This is a genomic window from Xanthomonas sp. WHRI 6106 (genome assembly GCF_040202405.1).
In the GTDB taxonomy this organism is placed as follows: domain Bacteria; phylum Pseudomonadota; class Gammaproteobacteria; order Xanthomonadales; family Xanthomonadaceae; genus Xanthomonas; species Xanthomonas cannabis.
In genome coordinates, this window is record NZ_JBEGFC010000003.1 from 237,003 (window position 1) to 258,074 (window position 21,072).

At 64.9% G+C, this 21,072-nt stretch carries 20 protein-coding genes and 1 pseudogene; 17 read left to right on the forward strand and 4 right to left on the reverse strand.

Features of this window, described 5'->3' with window-relative positions:
* The first annotated feature begins 85 nt into the window (after nt 1–85).
* From ABQZ09_RS06685 to ABQZ09_RS06710, 6 genes and pseudogenes are all read left to right on the forward strand, one after another.
* Nucleotides 86–646, forward strand: coding sequence for a DNA-deoxyinosine glycosylase (locus tag ABQZ09_RS06685; RefSeq protein WP_349776449.1), 561 nt, complete (start codon nt 86–88; stop codon nt 644–646).
* A gap of 97 nt (nt 647–743) precedes the next feature.
* Nucleotides 744–1,150 (forward strand): annotated as a pseudogene (locus ABQZ09_RS06690) (DUF2884 family protein); the annotation flags it as partial.
* A gap of 127 nt (nt 1,151–1,277) precedes the next feature.
* A complete protein-coding gene (locus ABQZ09_RS06695) occupies nt 1,278–3,053 on the forward strand; it encodes a dihydrolipoyllysine-residue acetyltransferase (RefSeq protein ID WP_349776450.1) in 1,776 nt (591 codons plus the stop codon).
* Nucleotides 3,050–3,697 (forward strand): hypothetical protein, encoded by a 648-nt coding sequence (locus tag ABQZ09_RS06700; RefSeq protein WP_166749340.1) that lies wholly within the window; start codon nt 3,050–3,052, stop codon nt 3,695–3,697. The genes ABQZ09_RS06695 and ABQZ09_RS06700 overlap by 4 nt, the downstream gene beginning before the upstream one ends.
* A gap of 16 nt (nt 3,698–3,713) precedes the next feature.
* Entirely contained in the window at nt 3,714–5,546 is a 1,833-nt protein-coding gene (gene lpdA, locus ABQZ09_RS06705; protein WP_349776451.1) for a dihydrolipoyl dehydrogenase, read from the forward strand.
* 59 nt (nt 5,547–5,605) lie between these two features.
* Nucleotides 5,606–5,893, forward strand: coding sequence for a hypothetical protein (locus ABQZ09_RS06710; RefSeq protein ID WP_349776452.1), 288 nt, complete (start codon nt 5,606–5,608; stop codon nt 5,891–5,893).
* Nucleotides 5,894–6,031: 138 nt separating this feature from the next.
* Here the strand turns inward: ABQZ09_RS06710 and ABQZ09_RS06715 are convergent, their stop codons facing one another.
* On the reverse strand, nt 6,032–6,844 hold the full coding sequence (locus ABQZ09_RS06715; RefSeq protein WP_349776453.1) for a porin family protein: 813 nt from the start codon (nt 6,842–6,844) through the stop codon (nt 6,032–6,034).
* A 630-nt stretch (nt 6,845–7,474) separates the two neighbouring features.
* On the opposite strand from ABQZ09_RS06715, the gene ABQZ09_RS06720 reads away from it, so the two are divergent.
* From ABQZ09_RS06720 to ABQZ09_RS06765, 10 genes are all read left to right on the forward strand, one after another.
* Nucleotides 7,475–7,840, forward strand: a complete 366-nt coding sequence (locus ABQZ09_RS06720) for a hypothetical protein (RefSeq protein WP_074059361.1) — start codon at nt 7,475–7,477, stop codon at nt 7,838–7,840.
* 25 nt (nt 7,841–7,865) lie between these two features.
* Nucleotides 7,866–8,666 carry a F0F1 ATP synthase subunit A gene (gene atpB, locus ABQZ09_RS06725; RefSeq protein ID WP_047693890.1) on the forward strand — a complete coding sequence of 267 codons (801 nt, stop codon included), beginning with the start codon at nt 7,866–7,868 and terminating at the stop codon, nt 8,664–8,666.
* A gap of 73 nt (nt 8,667–8,739) precedes the next feature.
* Nucleotides 8,740–9,042: a F0F1 ATP synthase subunit C gene (atpE, locus tag ABQZ09_RS06730; RefSeq protein ID WP_002814105.1), complete on the forward strand. Its 303-nt coding sequence runs from the start codon at nt 8,740–8,742 to the stop codon at nt 9,040–9,042.
* 114 nt (nt 9,043–9,156) lie between these two features.
* Nucleotides 9,157–9,627 (forward strand): F0F1 ATP synthase subunit B, encoded by a 471-nt coding sequence (locus tag ABQZ09_RS06735; RefSeq protein ID WP_039409208.1) that lies wholly within the window; start codon nt 9,157–9,159, stop codon nt 9,625–9,627.
* Between the two features lie 3 nt (nt 9,628–9,630).
* The gene (locus ABQZ09_RS06740; RefSeq protein WP_039409206.1) at nt 9,631–10,158 is read left to right on the forward strand and encodes a F0F1 ATP synthase subunit delta; all 528 of its coding nucleotides are present in this window, start codon (nt 9,631–9,633) and stop codon (nt 10,156–10,158) included.
* A gap of 47 nt (nt 10,159–10,205) precedes the next feature.
* Nucleotides 10,206–11,753: a F0F1 ATP synthase subunit alpha gene (gene atpA / locus ABQZ09_RS06745; RefSeq protein ID WP_047693888.1), complete on the forward strand. Its 1,548-nt coding sequence runs from the start codon at nt 10,206–10,208 to the stop codon at nt 11,751–11,753.
* Between the two features lie 186 nt (nt 11,754–11,939).
* The gene (atpG, locus tag ABQZ09_RS06750) at nt 11,940–12,803 is read left to right on the forward strand and encodes a F0F1 ATP synthase subunit gamma (RefSeq protein ID WP_047693887.1); all 864 of its coding nucleotides are present in this window, start codon (nt 11,940–11,942) and stop codon (nt 12,801–12,803) included.
* Nucleotides 12,804–12,928: 125 nt separating this feature from the next.
* Nucleotides 12,929–14,335 carry a F0F1 ATP synthase subunit beta gene (gene atpD / locus ABQZ09_RS06755; protein WP_047693886.1) on the forward strand — a complete coding sequence of 469 codons (1,407 nt, stop codon included), beginning with the start codon at nt 12,929–12,931 and terminating at the stop codon, nt 14,333–14,335.
* A 147-nt stretch (nt 14,336–14,482) separates the two neighbouring features.
* On the forward strand, nt 14,483–14,905 hold the full coding sequence (locus ABQZ09_RS06760) for a F0F1 ATP synthase subunit epsilon (RefSeq protein ID WP_005992065.1): 423 nt from the start codon (nt 14,483–14,485) through the stop codon (nt 14,903–14,905).
* A gap of 266 nt (nt 14,906–15,171) precedes the next feature.
* The gene (locus tag ABQZ09_RS06765; protein WP_349776454.1) at nt 15,172–15,759 is read left to right on the forward strand and encodes a chorismate mutase; all 588 of its coding nucleotides are present in this window, start codon (nt 15,172–15,174) and stop codon (nt 15,757–15,759) included.
* Nucleotides 15,760–16,171: 412 nt separating this feature from the next.
* On the opposite strand, the gene ABQZ09_RS06770 is transcribed toward ABQZ09_RS06765, so the two are convergent.
* The gene (locus ABQZ09_RS06770; protein ID WP_047692945.1) at nt 16,172–16,555 is read right to left on the reverse strand and encodes a GtrA family protein; all 384 of its coding nucleotides are present in this window, start codon (nt 16,553–16,555) and stop codon (nt 16,172–16,174) included.
* A gap of 145 nt (nt 16,556–16,700) precedes the next feature.
* Between ABQZ09_RS06770 and glmU the strand changes: the two genes are divergently transcribed.
* Nucleotides 16,701–18,065 (forward strand): bifunctional UDP-N-acetylglucosamine diphosphorylase/glucosamine-1-phosphate N-acetyltransferase GlmU, encoded by a 1,365-nt coding sequence (gene glmU, locus ABQZ09_RS06775; protein ID WP_228314487.1) that lies wholly within the window; start codon nt 16,701–16,703, stop codon nt 18,063–18,065.
* A gap of 205 nt (nt 18,066–18,270) precedes the next feature.
* Here glmU and ABQZ09_RS06780 read toward each other — a convergent pair whose 3' ends face one another.
* Both ABQZ09_RS06780 and ABQZ09_RS06785 read right to left on the reverse strand, forming a co-directional pair.
* Complete coding sequence (locus ABQZ09_RS06780) at nt 18,271–19,617, reverse strand: sensor histidine kinase (protein ID WP_039409248.1); 1,347 nt, start codon at nt 19,615–19,617, stop codon at nt 18,271–18,273.
* Nucleotides 19,618–19,625: 8 nt separating this feature from the next.
* Complete coding sequence (locus tag ABQZ09_RS06785; RefSeq protein ID WP_349776455.1) at nt 19,626–20,969, reverse strand: sigma-54-dependent transcriptional regulator; 1,344 nt, start codon at nt 20,967–20,969, stop codon at nt 19,626–19,628.
* Between the last annotated feature and the right edge of the window lie 103 nt (nt 20,970–21,072).

The window sequence follows — 21,072 nt, forward strand, 5'->3', positions numbered from 1 at the left end:
CCTAAAAATCTGAATCCACGCCTACCTGCGGCTCGCTAAAATTTCGTTTGTTCAGGAACGTTCCCAAGAAGGCCGTGGTTGCACGATGCAGGCAGAAGAAGACATTCACGCAGATGCGAGTGCCGTGACGAAAAACGGCACATGTGAGGGCTTGCCAGCGCACGTTCGTAACGATTGTCGTGTGCTGGTGCTCGGCTCGATGCCCGGCATCGCCTCGCTGGATGCTGGTCGCTACTACGCGCATCCGCGTAATCGGTTCTGGCCTGTCATGCATGCCCTGTTGGGCATCGATGCGGCCGTTCCCTATGCCTTGCGCATGCAGGCACTGCTCCACGGCGGGCTCGGTCTGTGGGACGTGATCGGCCAGTGCGTGCGCCCCGGCAGCCTGGACACCGCCATCGTTGCCGACAGCATCGTGATCAACCCGCTGCCCACGATGCTGTCCACGTTGCCGCAACTGCGGCTGGTGGCCTGCAACGGCGCTGCCGCCGCCAAGGCCTGGCAGCGGCATGTGCACCCGCTGCTCCCGGAACAGGCGCGCGCGGTGTCGATGCTGGCCTTGCCTTCCACCAGCCCGGCCAATGCTGCCTGGTCGTTGCCTCGCCTGTGTCAGGCATGGCAGCCCGTGCGTGATGCGCTGAGGTAAGCCACACGCCAGCGTATCGCCGCTGGTGTGCAATCGGTGCAACACACAGACCGGGCAGGTACGGCGGCTGTCGCCATCAGTCACGCCAGCCTCTGGCACAGCTGCAGCGGAGGCAGCGGCGGGACAGTGCAGGCAGCACACGGGGAGCGAGAAGCTGGACCTGCGGTTGACGCAAAGCTTCAGCAAGCGCCAGCTCACGCCCATCGATATCGACCAGGAGATCGGTGCGCTGGTTGCCGAGCTGCTGCCAGCTGATCGGCGATGTGCTCGCCGCGGATGCAGTCGGCACTGACCGGAAACGACGCGCAGCTGCGCTCGCTCGATGGCCTGCAAGCGCGCATCGAGCGCATGGTCGAGCCGCAGGCACGTGCATTGCGGCCTCGCGCGCAGCAGCTGTGCACACGGGTCGACGCCCTCGATGCGCTGGACAATGCGCTGGCGTATCGTTTGCCCTCGGGCGAGCTACTGCAGCTGTTGCGGGTGGATCTGCGCATGTCGAAATGAGCGTACAGGTGCGCGCGCGGACGCTGCATCCTGCCGGGCGCGCGATTTTTTCCGCGGCAATGGTTGGCGCTGCGGCCCGCAGCCGGCCACAATAGGGGTTTCCCCATCTGTTGCCGGAGTTCCCCGTATGGCCGAAATCAAGGAAGCACTTGTCCCCGATATCGGTGACTACAGCGACGTCCCGGTAATCGAGGTGCTGGTGTCCGTCGGCGATACGGTCAGCAAGGACCAGAGCCTGGTCACGCTGGAATCGGACAAGGCCACGATGGAAGTACCCTCGTCGGTGGCCGGCGTGGTCAAGGAGATCAAGGTCAAGGTCGGCGATTCGCTGTCGCAGGGCGCCCTGGTGGCGTTGATCGAAGTGGCCGATGCCGGCGCAGATACCGCCGCCAAGCCGGCCCCCGCCGCCGCGCCCGCCAAAGCCGCACCCGCTGCGGCGCCGGCACCTGCCGCCAAGGCCGAGCCGGCTGCACCGGCGGCCGGTTCGGAAGGCGGCCTGATCGAGGCCACCGTGCCCGACATCGGCGACTACACCGACATTCCGGTGATCGAAGTGCTGGTCGCCGTGGGCGACACCGTTGCCAAGGACCAGAGCCTGGTCACGCTGGAGTCGGACAAGGCCACGATGGAAGTGCCGTCCTCGGCCGCGGGCGTGGTGAAGGAGCTCAAGGTCAAGGTCGGCGACACCCTGTCGCAGGGCAATGTGGTGGCGATCATCGCCGCCAGCGATGGCGGCGCCGGTGCGGCGCAGTCCCCGGCCAAGCCCACCACCGACACCGCCGAGACGGCGGGCAAGGTCGAGCCGGTCGCCGTCTCTGCGGAGCCAGACAAGCTGGCCCAGCGCGAAATCGCGCAGGTGCAGGGTGCCCGTTCCAGCGGCCCGTCGCAGCCGGCCGGTGCCGCGCAGGGCGGCCAGTCGGCCGGCAACCCGAGCAGCCCGCCGGTGACCTTCGATGCCGACAGCGTGTTGCCCTCCAAGGTGCCGTATGCCAGCCCGGTGGTGCGCGTGTTTGCACGTGAACTCGGCGTGGACCTGGGCCAGATCAAGGGCAGCGAAAAGGGCGGTCGCATCACCCGTGAGGACGTGCAGCGCTTCGTCAAGGCCGCACTCAGCGGCGGCGCACCTGCCGCATCCGGTGCCGCACCGGCCGGTGGTGGCAACGGCCTGAACCTGCTGGCCTGGCCGAAGGTGGACTTCAGCAAGTTCGGCGAAACCGAAACCCAGCCGCTGTCGCGCATCAAGAAGATTTCCGGTGCCAACCTGGCGCGCAACTGGGCCATGATTCCGCACGTCACCCAGTTCGAATCGGCCGACATCACCGACCTGGAAGCCCTGCGCGTTGCCCTCAACAAGGAAAACGAGAAGGCCGGCATCAAGCTCACCATGCTCGCCTTCCTGGTCAAGGCCAGCGCCGCAGCGCTGAAGAAGTTCCCCGAGTTCAACGCCTCTCTGGATGCGGCCGGTGAAAACCTCACCCTGAAGAAGTACTTCCACATCGGGTTTGCGGCCGATACGCCGAACGGCCTGGTGGTGCCGGTGATCCGCGACGTCGACAAGAAGGGCGTGTTGCAGATCGCCCAGGAAAGCGGCGAGCTGGCCAAGAAGGCGCGCGACGGCAAGCTGGGCCCGGCCGACATGAGCGGCGGCTGCTTCTCGATCAGCTCGCTCGGCGGCATCGGCGGCACCGCGTTCACGCCCATCATCAATGCGCCGGAAGTGGCGATCCTGGGCGTGTCCAAGTCGGCGATGCAGCCGGTCTGGAACGGCAAGGACTTCTCGCCCAAGCTGATGCTGCCGTTGTCGCTGAGCTACGACCACCGCGTCATCGACGGCGCGCTGGCGGCCCGCTTCACCACCTACCTCAGCCAGGTGCTGGCCGACATGCGTCGCGTCCTGCTGTGAAGCCTGCGCTGCTGACGATCGCTCTGCTTGGCGCGTTGCCGTGGACCTGTGCCGTGGCGCGCGAGTGCGACAGCACGCTCGGGCGCGGCTGGCCGCCGGCAGTGGGCAACTACGGCACTGCGGTGACCACGCTGCTCGATGGCGCCAGCAAGCCGGCCTTGTCGTTGCTGACCCTGCCCACACGTGGGGTGGAGAGCGGCGTGTCGCTGGTGCCGGGCAAGGACGGCGCCGACTGGACCCTGCGGCATAGCCGCGCCGACGAGCGCGTCTACAGCTGGGTCAGTCAGGCCGATCGCGGCAGCGTGCAGTTCCGTACCGAACAGACCCCGGAAACGGTCGAGATCCCGATTCCGGCGGCCCTGGCCAGGCGCCTGGTCAGCAACTGGACCGCTGCACTCACCCAGCTGGCGCCGACCGGCCGTACTGCGCCGGTGACCGAGGGCGAGGTGGTGTCGTTCCAGGTGGAGGGCGTGCGCTACAGCGGTACGCGCCCGAACTGCGGTGCCGGCGAGCTGCTGCTGCAACAGGCCGCGCTGCTGATCGAAGCCAGCGACGGCAAGGAAAAGAAGCGCGACAAGCGCTGGACCCAAATCGAATCGTCGCTGGATGAACTTCAGCAGACGCTTGCCGGCACGGCCGGTTGAGCCACAGGAGAAGCAAATGGCGGTCATTGAAATCAAGGTTCCCGACATCGGCGATTACAGCGATGTCCCCGTCATCGAAGTGCTGGTTGCCGTGGGCGACAGCGTGGCCAAGGACCAGGGCCTGGTGACGCTGGAATCGGACAAGGCCACGCTGGAAGTGCCGTCCTCGGCGGCCGGTGTGGTCAAGGAACTCAAGGTCAAGGTGGGCGACAGCCTTTCCGAAGGTGCGGTCGTGCTGCTGCTGGAGACCGAAGGCGAAGCCGCCGCGCCGGCAGCGCCTGCCAAGGCCGACACCAAGGCGGCCCCGGCCGCTGCAGCGCCTGCCGCCGCTCCGGGCAGCAAGCCGCCGGTGACGCCGTCGCATCGCGCTCCGGTCGAGCCGGCAGCGCCCAAGCCGGCGCTGGCCAGCGGCAAGCCCGCCGATATCGAATGCAAGATGGTGGTGCTCGGCGCCGGCCCCGGTGGTTACACCGCCGCGTTCCGCGCGGCCGACCTGGGTCTGGACACGGTGCTGATCGAACGCTACGCCAGCCTCGGCGGTGTCTGCCTCAACGTGGGCTGCATTCCGTCCAAGGCGCTGCTGCATGCGGCGGCGGTGATCGACGAGGTCGCCCATGCCGGCGACTTTGGCGTGGACTTCGGCCAGCCCAGGATCACCCTGGACAAGCTGCGCGAGTACAAGGAAAAAGTGGTCGGCAAGCTCACCGGCGGTCTGGCCAGCATGGCCAAGCAGCGCAAGGTGCGCACCGTCACCGGTGTGGCCAGTTTCGTCTCGCCCAACGAGCTGGAGATCGTCGGCGACGACGGCAAGAGCCAGCTGCTGCGTTTCGAGCACTGCATCATCGCGGCCGGCTCGCAGGCAGTGAAGCTGCCCAACTTCCCCTGGGACGACAAGCGCGTGATGGACTCCACCGACGCGCTGGAGCTGCACGACATTCCCAAGACCCTGCTGGTGGTCGGCGGCGGCATCATCGGCCTGGAAATGGCCACGGTGTACAGCGCGCTCGGCAGCAAGGTCACCGTGGTCGAGTTCATGGACCAGCTGATGCCGGGCGCCGATAAGGACCTGGTCAAACCGCTGGCCGACCGCCTGAAGAAGCAGGGCGTGGAGGTCCATCTCAAGACCAAGGCCACCGACGTCAAGGCCGACACCAGCGGCATCACCGTCTCGTTCGAAGCGGCGGTGGAAGGCGAAAAGCCGGGTCTGCAGGCCACCGCCTACGATCGCGTGCTGGTCGCCGTGGGCCGTACGCCCAACGGCAAGAAGATCGGCGCGGAGAAGGCCGGCGTCACCATCACCGAACGCGGCTTCATTCCGGTCGACCGGCAGATGCGCACCAACGTGCCGCACATCTTCGCCATCGGCGACATCGTCGGTAACCCGATGCTGGCGCACAAGGCCACCCACGAAGGCAAGCTGGCCGCCGAAGTGGCTGCCGGCGAGAAGAAGGAATGGGTGGCGCGGGTGATCCCGTCGGTGGCCTACACCAACCCGGAAATCGCCTGGGTCGGCGTCACCGAAACCGAAGCCAAGGCCAAGGGCCTGAAGGTCGGCGTGGCCAAGTTCCCGTGGGCGGCCAGTGGTCGTGCAATCGGCATCGGCCGCACCGAGGGCTTCACCAAGCTGATCTTCGACGAAGAGACCCATCGCGTGATCGGTGGTGCCATCGTCGGCGTGCATGCCGGTGACCTGCTGGCCGAAATCGGCCTGGCCATCGAGATGGGCGCCGAATCCGAAGACATCGGCCACACCATCCATGCGCATCCGACCCTGAGCGAATCGGTCGGCATGGCGGCCGAGGTTTACGACGGCACCATCACCGACCTGTACATCCCCAAGAAGAAGTAAGCGCCGTTCACGGCCGCGCCGCCACGTGTGGTGCGGTCGTTGCGGTGGTGAGTCGACGCATGGAGGTCGTCATGGGGCAGGGCAATCTGTGTCCTGAACTGCAGGCGCTGCTGCAGCGCGAACTGGCCAGCGGCAACCGTATCGCCGAGCCGCCGCGGCGAGCCGACTGGCCACATCCGGGCTCGGTGTTCGTTTCGCTGAAGCGCGACTTGCGCAGCGACGTGGCGTCGCTGCCGGCGACGGTGCAGCATGCGATCTGCACCGATCCCCACTACGGTTGGCACGACGAGTGCTACTGCACCACGCACCGGCATCTATTGGTCGCGGGTGCGACCAAGCCGCCCTGAGCGTGTGCCCACTGCTGCCATGGGTTGCAGTCGCGTCGGTTACTTGCCATGCATCCGTAAAACGACAGAACCCCGCATCGCTGCGGGGTTCTGCATAAGGCTGCTTTTTCCGGTCCCGGGTCCCGGGACCGGAAAGAATCAGAACGCGAACGTCACGCCTGCGACCGGGCCCTTGAACTCCTGCTTCAGGCCGATCAGGCCGTCGCTGCCGCGCTGGTCGACGTCGAGCTTGAACCAGTCGTAGCCGGCGAAGATGCCGAAGTTCTTGGTGAAGCGGTATTCGGCCATCGCGTTGGCGCGGCTCAGGTCACCGTCGTAGTCGCCGAAGTCGCCCCAGCTGGTGTTGAGGTACTGGCCCTGCACGTTGAACAGCCAATGCTCGCTTGGGCGTGCGGTAAAGCGGATACCCACCACCGGCGCGGCGCCATCTTCGCTTTCGTCCAGTACGTCACCGGAGAACACGCTGCCCAGATCGGCATACGCATTGGCTTCGACCTTGGCGTACTCGGCACCGATCTGCAGGCCGAGGCTGAATTGGGGGGTGTCGATCACCGAGTAGTCGTACACCAGGGTCGCAACCTGGTACTTCAGCTCGCCCTTGATGAAGCTGCCGGTCGGCACGGTCACGCCACCGGCGCTCAGATCCTGGGTCAGGGTCTCGCGGCGGTCCTTGTCGTACTTGAAGTAATCGAAGATCAGGCGCTGACGGGTGCTGATGCGGAACACGCCATCCACGCGCGGCTCCCATTCCTTGCCGCCGAGCTTGAAGTCTTCGTTGACCGACACGTTGTTGCCAGCCACCAGCGTGTTGCCACGGATGGTGTTGTCGTTGTCGACATTCATCGCACCGAGGCGAAGCTGGAAGCGGTCGTCGGTATCTTCGGCGTGTGCGGGCGCGACATAGCCGACGGCCAGAACGCACGGGATCGCCAGTGCGAGAAGGTGTTTCATGGGGAGCTCCGAATTCTTGGAATGGTCAGGCCGTTGAGCCAGTGCGGCGCATGTTCGATAAGGCGGCGTCGTCCAAAAGTGAAGAACCCGTCGCATGCCCGTGAAGGTGCACATAGCAATCGGACAAAACGGTCCGCAACGCCAACAGGCACAGGCGCCGCCGCTGTCCAGCCCTGAAAACGCTGCCGGTCGCGATGGGCCCAAAATGTGCGGCAGTGCATACCCTGCGGTACGTTCGACTGCGCAGACTGCGCAGTGACTTCTCGATGTCGCCGGGCCAATGCTCGTTCCGCGCGCTGGCGAAGCGAGCGGTCGTGCCCCGCAGCGGATTGGACCGCGGATGGGAAAGTGTCAGGGTGCGACAAAATGCGTAAAAAGCAGGAGCCCCGGTTTCCCGGGGCCCCCAGACGCGGCCTGCGGCGCGACCTTTCGACGAGGATGTGCAGGCCTCGCCGGTTATGACCGTCGGTTTGTGGCAAAGTTCCCACCCGTCGCCGCCATCGCCACATGGTGCATCGCAACAACGAATGACCTTTGCCGGTTGTCTCGCAATTTGTCCCATTGCTATACTTTCGCGGCTCGACGAGGCGCAACTGCGCTTCCCACTCATTCACACGTAAGGTAACCGTAGTGCTGAACTCCGTTGACGCGGGTCGGCGGTTGATGCTGCGCGCTGCGGTATATCCGCTTGCCGCCGTAGCTATAACCAGTCTGGGGTTGCTGTTGGTCGGTCCCCGTTACTCTGCCGGTCTGGCATTGACCGGGTTTGCGACGGTGCTGGGTGGTTGGGTGGCGGCACGCACCGCGCTCGGTGGCGGCATCCAGGCAGCCGGTATCGCCATGGTGCGGTTGGTGCTGGCGATGGTGCTGAAGTGGGTGTTGGTATTTGCGGCGTTGTCGCTGGGCTTTGCCCTGTGGCGGCTGCCTCCTCTGGCTCTGTTGGCGGGTATCGCCATCGGGTTGATTTTTCAGGTTCTGGCCCTGGCCAGACGTTGATTCGAACTTAAAGGGCTCCAGACACATGGCGGGCGAGGCAGCAACCCCTACCTCCTATATCCAGCACCACTTGCAGAACCTAATTTATCCGGTTCGCGAGGGTGGCGGCACGTTTTGGACCATCCACGTCGACACCCTGGTCATGGCCGTGTTGATGGGCCTGGTGATGGTGCTGGCATTCTGGACGGCGACCCGCAATGCCACTGCCGGTGTGCCGGGCAAGTGGCAGGCATTCGTGGAAATCTGCCTGGAGTTCGTCGACCGCCAGGCCAAGGACACCTATCACGGCAGCAGCAAGCTGGTGACGCCGATCGCGATCACCATCTTCTTCTGGATCCTGTTGATGAACCTCATCAAGATGATTCCGGCAGATTTCATCGCCATTCCGCTGGGCTGGGCCGGTATCCATGCCTGGAAGCCGGTACCCACCGCCGACGTCAATGCCACCTTGGGCATGTCGATCAGCGTGTTCTTCCTGATGATCGTGTTCTCGCTGCGCTCCAAGGGCGTGGGCGGCATGACCAAGGAATTCCTCACGGCGCCGTTCGGCAAGTGGATGATGCCGTTCAACCTGCTCTTGAACATCGTCGAGTGGCTGAGCAAGCCGATTTCGTTGGCGATGCGACTGTTCGGCAACATGTTCGGCGGCGAGATCGTCTTCCTGCTGATCTGGGTGCTGGGCGGTGCGGGCATCGCCGGCATGGTCGCTGGCGGCGCATTCGGCCTCGGCTGGATGCTGTTCCACCTGTTGGTGATTCCGCTGCAGGCCTTCATTTTCATGATGCTGTCGATCGTGTATCTGAGCCTGGCTGAAGACAGTCACTGAGTTTGCGTCACCCCTTCATCTGCTTCATTCCGCTTCATCCATCACCCTTAGAAACTTTCGTTCGGAGATCACCATGTACCTCGCCGTCCTGACCAACCTCGCTCAAGTCCAGAGCTCCACCGTCCTCGCCGTCGGCATCATGATCGGCCTGGCCGCGCTGGGTGCCGGCCTCGGTCTGGCCATCATGGCTGGCAAGTTCCTGGAATCGGCTGCGCGCCAGCCGGAACTGATCCCGGTGCTGCAGGTGCGTATGTTCATCACCGCCGGCCTGATCGACGCCGCGTTCATCATCAGCGTCGCTGTCGGCCTGCTGTTCGCCTTCGCCAACCCGCTGGCCCAGGTGTTCATCGAGCGTCTGTCGCAGGCCGCCGGCTGATCCAGCGGTAGCAGGATGTGGAGGCAGCCGCGCGCGGTTGCCTCCGCGGATGAAGGTCGGAAAGCGTCGCCCGTGCGGCGGCGCTTTCACCCCTAAACAGCGATTGAGCGACCCATGGATATCACCCTTACCATCTTTGCCCAGGCGTTGGCCTTCGCCGGTCTGATCTGGATCGTCGCGACCAAAATCTGGCCGCCGCTGTTGCAGGCGATCGAAGAGCGTCAGCAAAAGATCGCTGAAGGTCTGGCTGCGGCCGATCGCAGTCAGAAGGATCTGGCGCAGGCGCAGGAAAAGGTCAACGAAGCATTGAAGGACGCACGCACCAAGGCCAACGAGATCATCGATCAGGCCCATGCGCGCGCCAACCAGATCATCGAAGCGGCCAAGCTGGAGGCAATCGCCGAAGCCAACCGTCAGAAGGATCTTGCCCAGACCGAAATCGACGCATCCGCCACCCGTGCCCGCGAAGAACTGCGCAGGCAGGTCTCGGTGCTGGCCGTCAGCGGTGCAGAAAAGCTGCTCAAGCGCGAAATCGACGCCAACGCCCACAAGGCGCTGCTCGACGAGCTGGCGGCGGAGATTTAAGCGATGAGTCAGGCCCTCACACTTGCCCGTCCCTACGGCCGTGCCGCGTTTGCGATCGCGCGTGAGGGCGGCACATTCGCGCCCTGGTCCGATGCGCTGGCGTTTTCGGCGCAGGTGGCTGGCGATCCGCGCGTGGCTGCGCTGCTGCTCAACCCGGCCCTGGGCCAGGAACAGGCGGTAACGTTGCTGGCGCCACCGCAGGCAGGCGAAGACTATCTGCGCTTCCTCGGCCTGCTGGCCGATGCGCAGCGGCTGTCGCTGCTGCCGGAAGTAGCGGGGCTGTACGAACAGCTGCGCGCCGAAGCCGAACACGTCGTCAAGGCGACCGTGACCTCGGCCACCGAAATGAGCCCGGCCGAGCTGGACACGATTGCCGTCGCGCTGAAGAAGCGTTTCGGCCGCGAGGTGGACATCACCACCGCGGTGGATGCGTCGCTGATCGGCGGCGCGGTGATCGACACCGGCGACGTGGTCATCGACGGCTCGCTGAAGGGCAAGCTTGCGCGTCTGCAAAGCTCGCTCGCCCACTGAATTCACATAAACGCATGGCCCTCGCGGCCGGCACCTAGGACTGAACGATGGCAACCACGCTCAACCCCTCCGAAATCAGCGACCTGATCAAGACCCGCATCGAGACGGTCAAGCTGTCCGCGGAGTCGCGCAACGAAGGCTCCGTGACCAGCGTGTCCGACGGCATCGTTCGCATCTTCGGCCTGGCCGATGTGATGCAGGGCGAAATGATCGAACTGCCGAACAACACGTTTGCGCTTGCACTGAACCTGGAGCGCGATTCGGTCGGCGCCGTGGTGCTGGGCGATTACGAAAGCCTGCGCGAAGGCGACGTGGCCAAGACCACCGGCCGCATCCTGGAAGTGCCGGTGGGTCCGGAACTGCTGGGTCGCGTGGTCAACGCACTGGGCGAGCCGATCGACGGCAAGGGCCCGCTGGGGGCCACCCAGACCGCACCGGTGGAGCGCGTGGCGCCCGGCGTGATCTGGCGCAAGTCGGTCGACCAGCCGGTGCAGACCGGTTACAAGTCGGTCGATGCGATGATCCCGATCGGCCGTGGCCAGCGCGAGCTGGTCATCGGTGACCGCCAGACCGGCAAGACCGCGCTGGCGATCGACGCGGTGATCAACCAGAAGGGCACCGGCATCAAGTGCGTGTACGTAGCGATCGGCCAGAAGGCCTCGACCGTTGCCAACATCGTGCGCAAGCTGGAAGAGAACGGCGCGCTGGCGCACACCGTGGTGGTGGCTGCGACCGCGTCCGAATCGGCCGCGATGCAGTACATCAGCCCGTATGCCGGCTGCACCATGGGCGAATACTTCATGGACCGCGGCGAAGACGCATTGATCGTGTACGACGATCTGTCCAAGCAGGCCGTGGCCTACCGCCAGATCTCGCTGCTGCTCAAGCGCCCGCCGGGTCGCGAAGCCTACCCGGGCGACGTGTTCTATCTGCACTCCCGCCTGCTCGAGCGCGCTGCGCGCGTGTCCGAGGAATACGTGGAGAAGTTCACCAACGGTGCGGTGACCGGCAAGACCGGCTCGCTGACCGCGCTGCCGATCATCGAAACGCAGGCTGGCGACGTCTCCGCGTTCGTGCCGACCAACGTGATCTCGATCACCGACGGCCAGATCTTCCTGGAAACCGACCTGTTCAACGCCGGTATCCGTCCGGCCGTGAACGCCGGTATCTCGGTGTCACGCGTCGGTGGTGCGGCCCAGACCAAGATCATCAAGAAGCTGTCCGGCGGCATCCGTATCTCGCTGGCGCAGTACCGCGAGCTGGCTGCGTTCGCGCAGTTCGCCTCGGACCTGGACGAAGCCACCCGCAAGCAGCTTGAGCGCGGCCAGCGCGTCACCGAGCTGATGAAGCAGAAGCAGTACGCGCCGATGTCCATCGCCAACCAGGCGCTGTCGATCTATGCCGTCAACGAGGGTTATCTCGATGACGTGCCGGTCAACAAGCTGCTGGCGTTCGAAGAAGGCCTGCACGCGCATTTCGCCAACACCCAGGGCGAGTTGATCAGCAAGATCAACAGCACCGGCGGTTGGGACAACGACATCGAAGCGGCGTTCAAGAAGGGCATCGCAGAGTTCAAGACCACGGGCACCTGGTAAGTCAGTAGCCGGGATTTGGGATTGGGCATTCGGGATTTGTAAGAACGGTGGATCGAGGTCTATTGATCCTCGACCATCGTTTCGAATCTCCAAATTAGGTATTCGGAAGTCGTGGTGCGGGACGTGGGAGGCTTCGGCCATTCCCGAATCCCGATTCCCGATTCCCACGAGCGAAGCGAGCGAGCAATGGCAGGCGGACGCGAAATCAAAACCAAGATCAAGAGCGTGCAGAACACCCGCAAGGTGACGCGCGCGCTCGAAATGGTCTCGGCCTCCAAGATCCGCAAGGCGCAGGACCGCATGAAGACCTCGCGTCCGTATGCGCAGGCGATGAAGCAGGTGATCGGGCATCTGGCGCAGGCCAGCACCGATTTCCAGCATCCGTTCCTGGTCGAGCGTGAGCAGGTCAAGCGGGTCGGCTACATCGTGATCTCTTCCGACCGCGGCCTGGCCGGCGGTCTGAACAACAACCTGTTCCGCAAGATGCTGGGCGAAGTGCGCCCGTGGCAGGACAAGGGCGCCGAGGTCGACGTGGTGACCATCGGCCAGAAGGCCTCGGCGTTCTTCCGTCGCATCAAGGTCAACATGGTCGGCAGCGTGACCCACCTGGGCGACAGCCCGCAGGTGGAACAGCTGATCGGCGTGATCAAGGTGATGATCGATGCCTTCATCGAGGGCCGTGTGGATCGCGTGTACCTGGTCTACAACCGTTTCGTGAATACCATGACGCAGAAGGCCAGTTTCGATCAGCTGCTGCCGCTGCCGGCCGCCGAACACAAGGTGGCGCAGCACGATTGGGACTACCTGTACGAACCCGATGCCGCCACCGTGCTGGAGCACGTGATGACGCGTTACATCGAGTCGCTGGTGTACCAGGCGGTGCTGGAAAACGTGGCCTCTGAACATGCCGCACGCATGGTGGCGATGAAGGCCGCCAGCGACAACGCCAACAAGATGATCGGCACCTTGCAACTGGTCTACAACAAGGCGCGCCAGGCGGCGATCACCCAGGAAATTTCGGAAATCGTCAGCGGCGCGGCCGCTGTGTAGCCGGGAATGGAGAATCGGGAAACGGGAATAGGCAAGGCCGTCGGTGCTCTTGATCTTCCCATTCCCCATTCTCGATTCCCCATTCCCGACACCAGAATCGAACAGACATTAGTGGAGTTATCCAAATGAGTCAGGGCAAGATCGTTCAGATCATCGGCGCGGTCGTCGACGTCGAATTCCCGCGTAATGAAGTGCCGAAGGTGTATCACGCGCTCAAGGTCGACGGCACCGAAATCACCCTGGAAGTGCAGCAGCAGCTGGGCGACGGCGTCGTGCGCACGATTGCGCTGGGCTCCACCGACGGCCTGAAGCGCAACCTGGTCGCCACCAACACCGAACGCGCCATTTCGGTGCCGGTCGGTGCCGGTACGCTGGGCCGCATCATGGACGTGCTGGGTCGCCCGATCGACGAAGCCGGCGACGTGCAGGCCTCGGATCACTGGGAAATCCATCGCGGCGCACCGTCGTATGAAGACCAGTCGTCCAGCACCGAATTGCTGGAAACCGGCATCAAGGTCATCGACCTGATGTGCCCGTTCGCCAAGGGCGGCAAGGTCGGCCTGTTCGGCGGCGCCGGCGTCGGCAAGACCGTCAACATGATGGAACTGATCAACAACATCGCCAAGGCGCACAGTGGCTTGTCCGTGTTTGCCGGCGTGGGCGAGCGTACCCGCGAGGGCAACGACTTCTACCACGAGATGAAGGACTCCAACGTCCTGGACAAGGTCGCGATGGTGTACGGCCAGATGAACGAGCCGCCGGGCAACCGTCTGCGCGTTGCGCTGACCGGCCTGACCATGGCCGAGTACTTCCGCGACGAGAAGGACGAAAACGGCAAGGGCAAGGACGTGCTGCTGTTCGTGGACAACATCTACCGCTACACGCTGGCCGGTACCGAAGTGTCCGCACTGCTCGGCCGCATGCCGTCGGCCGTGGGTTACCAGCCGACCCTGGCCGAAGAAATGGGCGTGCTGCAGGAGCGCATCACCTCGACCAAGAGCGGTTCGATCACCTCGATCCAGGCCGTGTACGTGCCTGCGGACGACCTGACCGACCCGTCGCCGGCGACCACCTTCGCCCACTTGGACTCGACGGTCACGCTGAGCCGTAACATCGCATCGTTGGGTATCTACCCGGCGGTGGATCCGCTGGACTCCACCAGCCGCCAGATGGATCCGCTGGTGATCGGTCACGAGCATTACGACACCGCCCAGCGCGTCCAGCAGACCTTGCAGAAGTACAAGGAACTGAAGGACATCATCGCGATCCTGGGCATGGACGAGCTGAGCGAAGAAGACAAGCAGTCGGTGTCGCGCGCACGCAAGATCGAGCGCTTCTTCAGCCAGCCCTTCCACGTGGCCGAAGTGTTCACCGGCTCGCCGGGCAAGTACGTCTCGTTGAAGGACACCATCCGCGGCTTCAAGGCGATCTGCGACGGCGAATACGACCACCTGCCGGAGCAGGCGTTCTACATGGTCGGCAGCATCGAAGAAGCGGTCGAGAAAGCCAACAAGATGAGCGCCAAGGCGTAAGAGCCGGGATTTGGCATTCGGGATTCGGGATTAGGTAAGGCGGTGGGCGGGGTGCGGAAACGAGATGAGTGGCCATGGTGAAAGCTGCGGTTGCCAATCCCGAATCCCCAATCCCCAATCTCCGCCTCACAACGTGAGGCATCCACCATGAGCACTATCCGTTGCGACATCGTCAGCGCCGAGAAGGAGATCTTCCACGGTGAGGCGACGCTGGTCGTGGCTACCGGCGAGCTGGGCGAGCTGGGCATTGCGCCCAAGCACGCACCGCTGATCACCCGCCTGAAGCCGGGCAAGGTGGTGGTCACCACCGCCAGTGGCGAACAGCTGGACTTCGCCATTTCCGGCGGCATCCTGGAAGTGCAGCCGCAGGTGGTGACCGTGCTGGTCGACACCGCGGTGCGTGCGCAGGACATCGACGAGGCCGCCGTCCGCAAGGTCAAGGAAGAAGCCGAGCGGCTGCTGGCCAACCGTGGCGACACGGTGGACGTGGCCCAGGCGCAGCGTCAGCTGGCCGAGGCGACGGTGCAGTTGCAGGCGCTCGAACGCCTGCGCCGTAATCTCAAGCACTGAGCGCTTGCCTGGCCTGTCAAGGGTCAGGCAACGCGACGCCCGTGTACTGCCGCACCCAGGTGTGGACTGCAAACGCCGACCTTCGTGTCGGCGTTTTCGTTTCTGGAGCCGCGGTTGCGGGACAGCACGCCATGTTCTGTGGGTAACAGGCACACTGCGCGCTTGCGCCGTGGTGCGATGCGGGATGCGCCGTTACGACGGTTTGTGTGCATTGGTTGACGCTGGCGCGTCATCGCCGCAGGCGACCTGTCGTGGAGGATCGTTACATGACCCACTGGGTGGATGGTTTCCGTCGTTACGTCATGACCGGCATGCTGACAGCCGCACTGCTGGGGTGCGCATGGCCGGCGCGCAGCCAGCCGTCGCTGGATCCGCTGCTGGACCGCATCGTGGCGCGCAATGCCATCGGCGATGCCGTGGCGTTGAGCAAGTGGGACAGCGGCAAGCCGGTACTGGACCAGACGCGCGAAGCCGCAGTGTTGCTGAGCGTGCGCGATCAGGCGTCCCACCATGGGCTGGAGCCCGATGATGCGGTGCGTTTTTTTGCCGCGCAGATCGAGGCCAACAAGGCGGTGCAATATGCACTGCTGAATCGCTGGCACGAGCGCGGCCGCGCGCCGGATATGGCCCGGCCGGATCTGGCTGCGTTGCGCGCACGGCTGGACCAGCTGCAAGGCGAGTTGCTCGATGCACTGGCCGCCGCAGGTCCCGCACGCGCGGCGCGGGAGTGCCCGACCGACACCGCGCGCGTGGCTGCGCGCTATGCCGCGCAATGGCAGCTGGACGCACTGCATCGCGCGGCACTGGTGCGCAGCCTGGGCGACTTCTGCCAGCAGGTGGGCAACAAGACCTAGCGGGCGGCAATTCGGCGCGATGGGCTTGATGCAGGCGAGCAGACGATTCAGTGCGTGTGTGGGTCTATGCGCTTGCAGCGTGTGCGGGAACGAGTGACCGTATCTGCGGTCAGGCGGATAACCGCGCGGTCAGCGATTGGCCGCGTGGTTCTGCGACCTGTGGGTGCCACGGTTGTTTAGCAATAGCATTCAACGACGGCGAAGCCGGTTCGTGCGCGGTCGTCAGCCTGAGGTCCGGGGGCGCCGCTGCGCGGGCGTCTGCGACGGGAAAAGCGGGGGTTTGGACGACATGCCTGTCGCATGGCGGCTGTTCGCCAGCGCTCCCCAGGCGAAGGCCGGCGCACTGTGCAGGACAGGTCGCGCCGGCGCGGAGTGTCTGATGCGCCCGGTCGCTACGATCGCTTGCCTGGCCTCAGCGATACACCACGTGCCGGCCCAAAAAGAACGACACGATTGCCAGCCCGCCTTCGACCAGCGGTTTGGCCAGCCAGGCCTGACGCAGGCCGACCAGATCGACGGTGACCGACAGCAGCCAGGTGCTGATCAGCGTCAGCGCCAGCCACATCACCGCAAAGCGTCGGAAACGCTGCCAGCCAAGGCGTGCATCGCCTTGCCGGGCAAAGGTGTAGCGGCCGTTGAGCCAGAAGCCGAGCACCGCACCGCTGATGCGCCCGAGCAGATTGGCCGGCACCGCAGGCATGCCGGCGGCGGTGGCCGCGATGAAGATGCCGCAATCCACCGCCAACTGCAGCGCGCCAATGAGGATGAACTGGCTGCCTTGGCGGAACAGGCTCATGCGGACCGAAGAGGAAGAAAGGGCGCCCATGCTAGCGGTCGCCGCGCTTAACGGTGTGTCATTGCCTGCCGATCCTCTGTGACGGGCACGCCGTGTTGCACTGCTGCGACTAGAATTTACGCATCTATCGTCTCGGGAACTGTTGATGACCCTGCCTTTGCACGTTGTGATCCTGGCCGCAGGCGAGGGCAAGCGCATGCGCTCGTCGCTGCCCAAGGTGCTGCAGCCGCTGGCGGGCCGGCCGATGCTGGCGCACGTGATCGCCACCGCACGCCAGCTGCAGCCGGCGGCGATCCATATCGTGTACGGGCACGGCGGCGACCAGGTGCGGGACGCATTCGCTGCGCAGCAGGATCTGCAATGGGCCGAGCAGCGCGAGCAACTGGGCACCGGCCACGCAGTGCAGCAGGCAATGGATGCGATTCCGGATGCGGCCACGGTGCTGGTGCTGTACGGCGATGTTCCGCTGATCCGCAGCGAGAGCCTGCTGGAACTGCTGCACGCGCCGGGGCGCATGGCGGTGCTGGTCGCCGAACTCGCCAATCCCACCGGTTATGGACGCATCCTGCGCGATGCCGAAGGCAAGGTGGCAGCGATCGTTGAGCAGAAGGATGCCAGCGAGGAGCAGCGCCGTATCCGCACCATCAATACCGGCATCCTCACCGCCGAATCCACCGCGTTGCGCCGTTGGCTGGGTGGCCTGTCCAACGACAACGCGCAGGGCGAGTTCTATCTCACCGATGTGTTTGCCAGCGCGGCCAGCGATTTCACGCCGGCCGACATGGTCTACGTGGCCGACCCGCAGGATGTGGAGGGCGCCAACGACCCCTGGCAGCTGGCCCAGCTGGAGCGTGCGTGGCAGACACGGGCGGCGCGGGCGCTATGCCTGCAGGGCGTGCGCATGGCCGACCCTGCGCGCGTGGAGCAGCGCGGCAGCGTGCAGGTGGGCCGCGACGTGCAGCTGGATATCGATGTGATTCTGGAAGGCGATGTGACCTTGGGCGATGGCGTGGTGATCGGTCCGTTCGTCCGGTTGCGCGACGTGAACCTGGGCGCGGGCACGCAGGTGCGCGCGCACTGCGACCTGGAAGGCGTGGTCACCGAGGGTGCGGTACTGGTGGGCCCGTTCGCACGGCTGCGCCCCGGCACCGTGTTGGCCGATGGCGTGCATATCGGCAATTTCGTGGAGACCAAAAAGGTCACGATGGGCGTGGGCAGCAAGGCCAATCACCTCACCTACCTGGGCGATGCGGTCATCGGCAGCAAGGTCAACATCGGCGCCGGCACCATCACCTGCAACTACGATGGCGTGAACAAATCGCAGACCACCATCGGCGATGGCGCCTTTGTCGGCTCCAACAGCGCGTTGGTGGCACCCATCGAGATCGGCACCAATGCGACCATCGGCGCGGGATCGGTGATCACCCGCGATGCACCGCCGGGCCAGCTCAGTGTGTCGCGTCCGCGACAGACCGTGATCGAAGGCTGGGAGCGGCCTGGTAAAAAGTAGGCCGCCCTGTTGGCGGACACACAGTGCGCTGCGGCCCCAGATCGACTGCGTAGGAGCGCACCCGGGCGCGCCTGACAACGCCGGGAAGCCTGTCGCGCCCTGGTGCGCTCCTACAGCTGCACGACGGCGTTCTGATGCGGACGGTCTGATGCAACGATGACGCGTGCTGATCCTAGGCGCTACCAGGCGTGGACGGAGTGCTGCTTCATGCGGCCAATGGCAGCAACAGGGTCACACACAGCCCGCCATGCGCGCGGTTGTGCAGCGAAATGCGCCCGCCGTGCGCCTCGGCGATTTCGCGGGTCAGTGCGAGCCCCAGGCCGGTGCCGTTGCGCTTGGTCGAGTAAAACGGCATCAGCGCATTGTGCAGCACCGCTTCGTTCATGCCATTGCCGCGGTCGAGCACTTCGATGCGCAGCCATTGCGGCACGCGGCTTACGCGCACGGCGACCTCGCTATTGGCCGGTTGCGCTTCGCTGCAGGCTTCGTGCGCGTTCTTGAGCAGGTTGAGCAGCGCCTGTTCGACCTGGGCGGCATCGATGCGGCTGCTGACATCGCTGAGGTCGCCCTGCAACTGGAACGGGATCTGTTGCCGCAAGCGTTCCAGAAATGGTTCCCAGGCGATTGTCTGCAGCTGCGGCTGCGGCAACTTTGCAAATCGCGCATAGCCGCGGATAAACCCTTCCAGATGGCGCGCGCGTTCTTCGATGGTTTCGAACACCGTGCCCAGGCGGTCGGTGCGTTCGCGGCGCAACAGCTCGGCGCCGGAATGCGCCAGCGAGGCGATCGGAGCCAGCGAGTTGTTCAATTCGTGGCTGATCACGCGGATGACCTTCTTCCAGGTCTGCACTTCCTGCCGGCGCAGCTCGGTGGTCAGGGTGCGGATCAGCAGCAGCTCATGGCCGCGCCCATTGAGGTGGAAGCTGCGCCGCGACAGGTGGTAGATCTGCTCATCGTCTTCGTCGTCACCCTCTTCGCGTACCGCAAACAGGCAGTCGCCGCCGCGGGCCAGGGCATCGCGCAATTCGCCCGGCATGCGCTCCAGCACATCGTCCAGATGCTGGCCTTCGAGCTTGCGCCCGCCATGCAGCAGTTTGCGTGCGGCATTGTTGGAGAAACCGATCCGTCGCAGGCCATCGCCGCCGGCCACCACCAGCAGCATCGCGACCGGCGTGTTCTGCAGCATGGTGTCGAGCATCAGTTCGCGTTGCACCAGGTCGCGGCGTTGCGCACGCAGCACGTCGCCGAGTTCGGCATGCGCCTGCACCAGTTGTGCCAGTTCGTCATTGCCGCGCCAGTGGACACCGAAGTTGTATTCGCCATCGCGGTAACTGCTGGTGGTGCCGGCCAGCGCTCGGAACAGCGAGCGCATCGGCGCGGTGGCGCGGCGCAGGCTCCACCACATGGCCGACAGCAGCGCCACGGCCGAGACCAGGGCCACCTCCCAGCTACGGTCCAGCCAGTAAGCGATCAACCAGGGCAGGGCAGCGGCCAGCGCGAGTACTGGCAACAGCCGCAAGAACAGGCCAAGGGTGAAGGAGCGATTCCACATGCGATGGCTCATTCGGCAGTGATGCCGTAGCGGTCCATGCGCCGGTACAGTGCCTGCCGGCTCAGGCCCAGCTCGGCGGCCGCTTGTGCAATCACGCCTTGCGCGCGGGCCAGTGCCTGTTCGATGCGCGCGCGATCGGGCTCGCCGGCCACTGCAGCCACCGGGCGCGGTGCGGGCGCCCGTGGCAGATTCAGATCGCTGACCTCGATGCGCGCGCCCTGCGCAAGGAGTGCGGCACGTTGCAGCACGTTGCGCAGCTCGCGCACATTGCCCGGCCAGGCGTGCCGCTGCAACGCGTCGCGCGCCTGTGCGGACAAGGGCTTTTCGCCAGCAAGAAAGTAATCGGCCAGTGGACCGATGTCGCCTGGCCGATCGGCCAGTGCCGGCAGTGCGATCTCCACCGTGTTGAGGCGGTAATACAGGTCCTCACGGAAGCCGCCCTCGCGGATCATGCCCTGCAGATCGGCATTGGTCGCGCTGATGACACGTACCTGGGTGTGGCGCTCGCGGTTGGAGCCCAGGCGTTCGTAACGGCCGGTTTCCAGCACGCGCAGCAGTTTCATCTGCCCCGCCAGCGGCAGGTTGCCGATTTCATCCAGGAATAAGGTGCCGCCGTCGGCCGCCTCGAACTTGCCTTCGCGCGCCTTGTTGGCGCCGGTGTATGCACCGGCCTCGGCGCCGAACAGTTCCGCTTCGATCAGCTCGCCTGGCAAGGCGCCGCAATTGAGGGCGATGAACGGCCCCTGCCTGACGGCGGAATTGGCCTGGATGATCTCGGCGATCTTCTCCTTGCCGCTGCCGTTGGGGCCGGTGATGAGCACTGGAAGATTCGAGCGTGCCACCTGGCAGGCGAGCGCAATGGCGCGCTCGCTGGCCGGGTCGGCGAAGACCGCACCGCGCAGGTCGTAGCGCTGGGTGAGTTGCTCGCGGCCGCGATGCTCGCGCTCGCGGCGGCGCTGCAGCTCGCGCCGCGCTTCGGACAGCTCCAGCAGGTTGTTGACCGTGGTCAGCAGCTTGGTGTCGTCCCAGGGCTTGGCGATGTAATCGGCCGCACCGGCCTTGACCAGGCCCACCGCGCTGCCCAGATGGGTCCAGGCGGTGAGCAGGATCACCGGCAGGTCCGGGTGGCGCTGACGGAGTTGGCTAAACAGCGCCTCGCCTTCCTCGCCGGAGGTGGTGTCGGCGGTGAAGTTCATGTCCTGGATCACCAGGTCGAACACCTGCTCGTCCAGCAGCGCCAATCCGGCCTGCGGCGAATGCGCATGCCGTGCCTCGATGTCGTGCAACGAAAACAGTACCTCCAGCGCAGTGGCCACGGCCGTGTTGTCGTCGATGATCAGGATGTGCGGCATCGCGGTGCTCAGGAAGGCGCGGGAAGAGGGATCGACACAGAATACTGTGCAGGACGGTGCTGCAAATGCGTCGCTTGTCGGGGCGTGATTTGCAGGCGGTAGC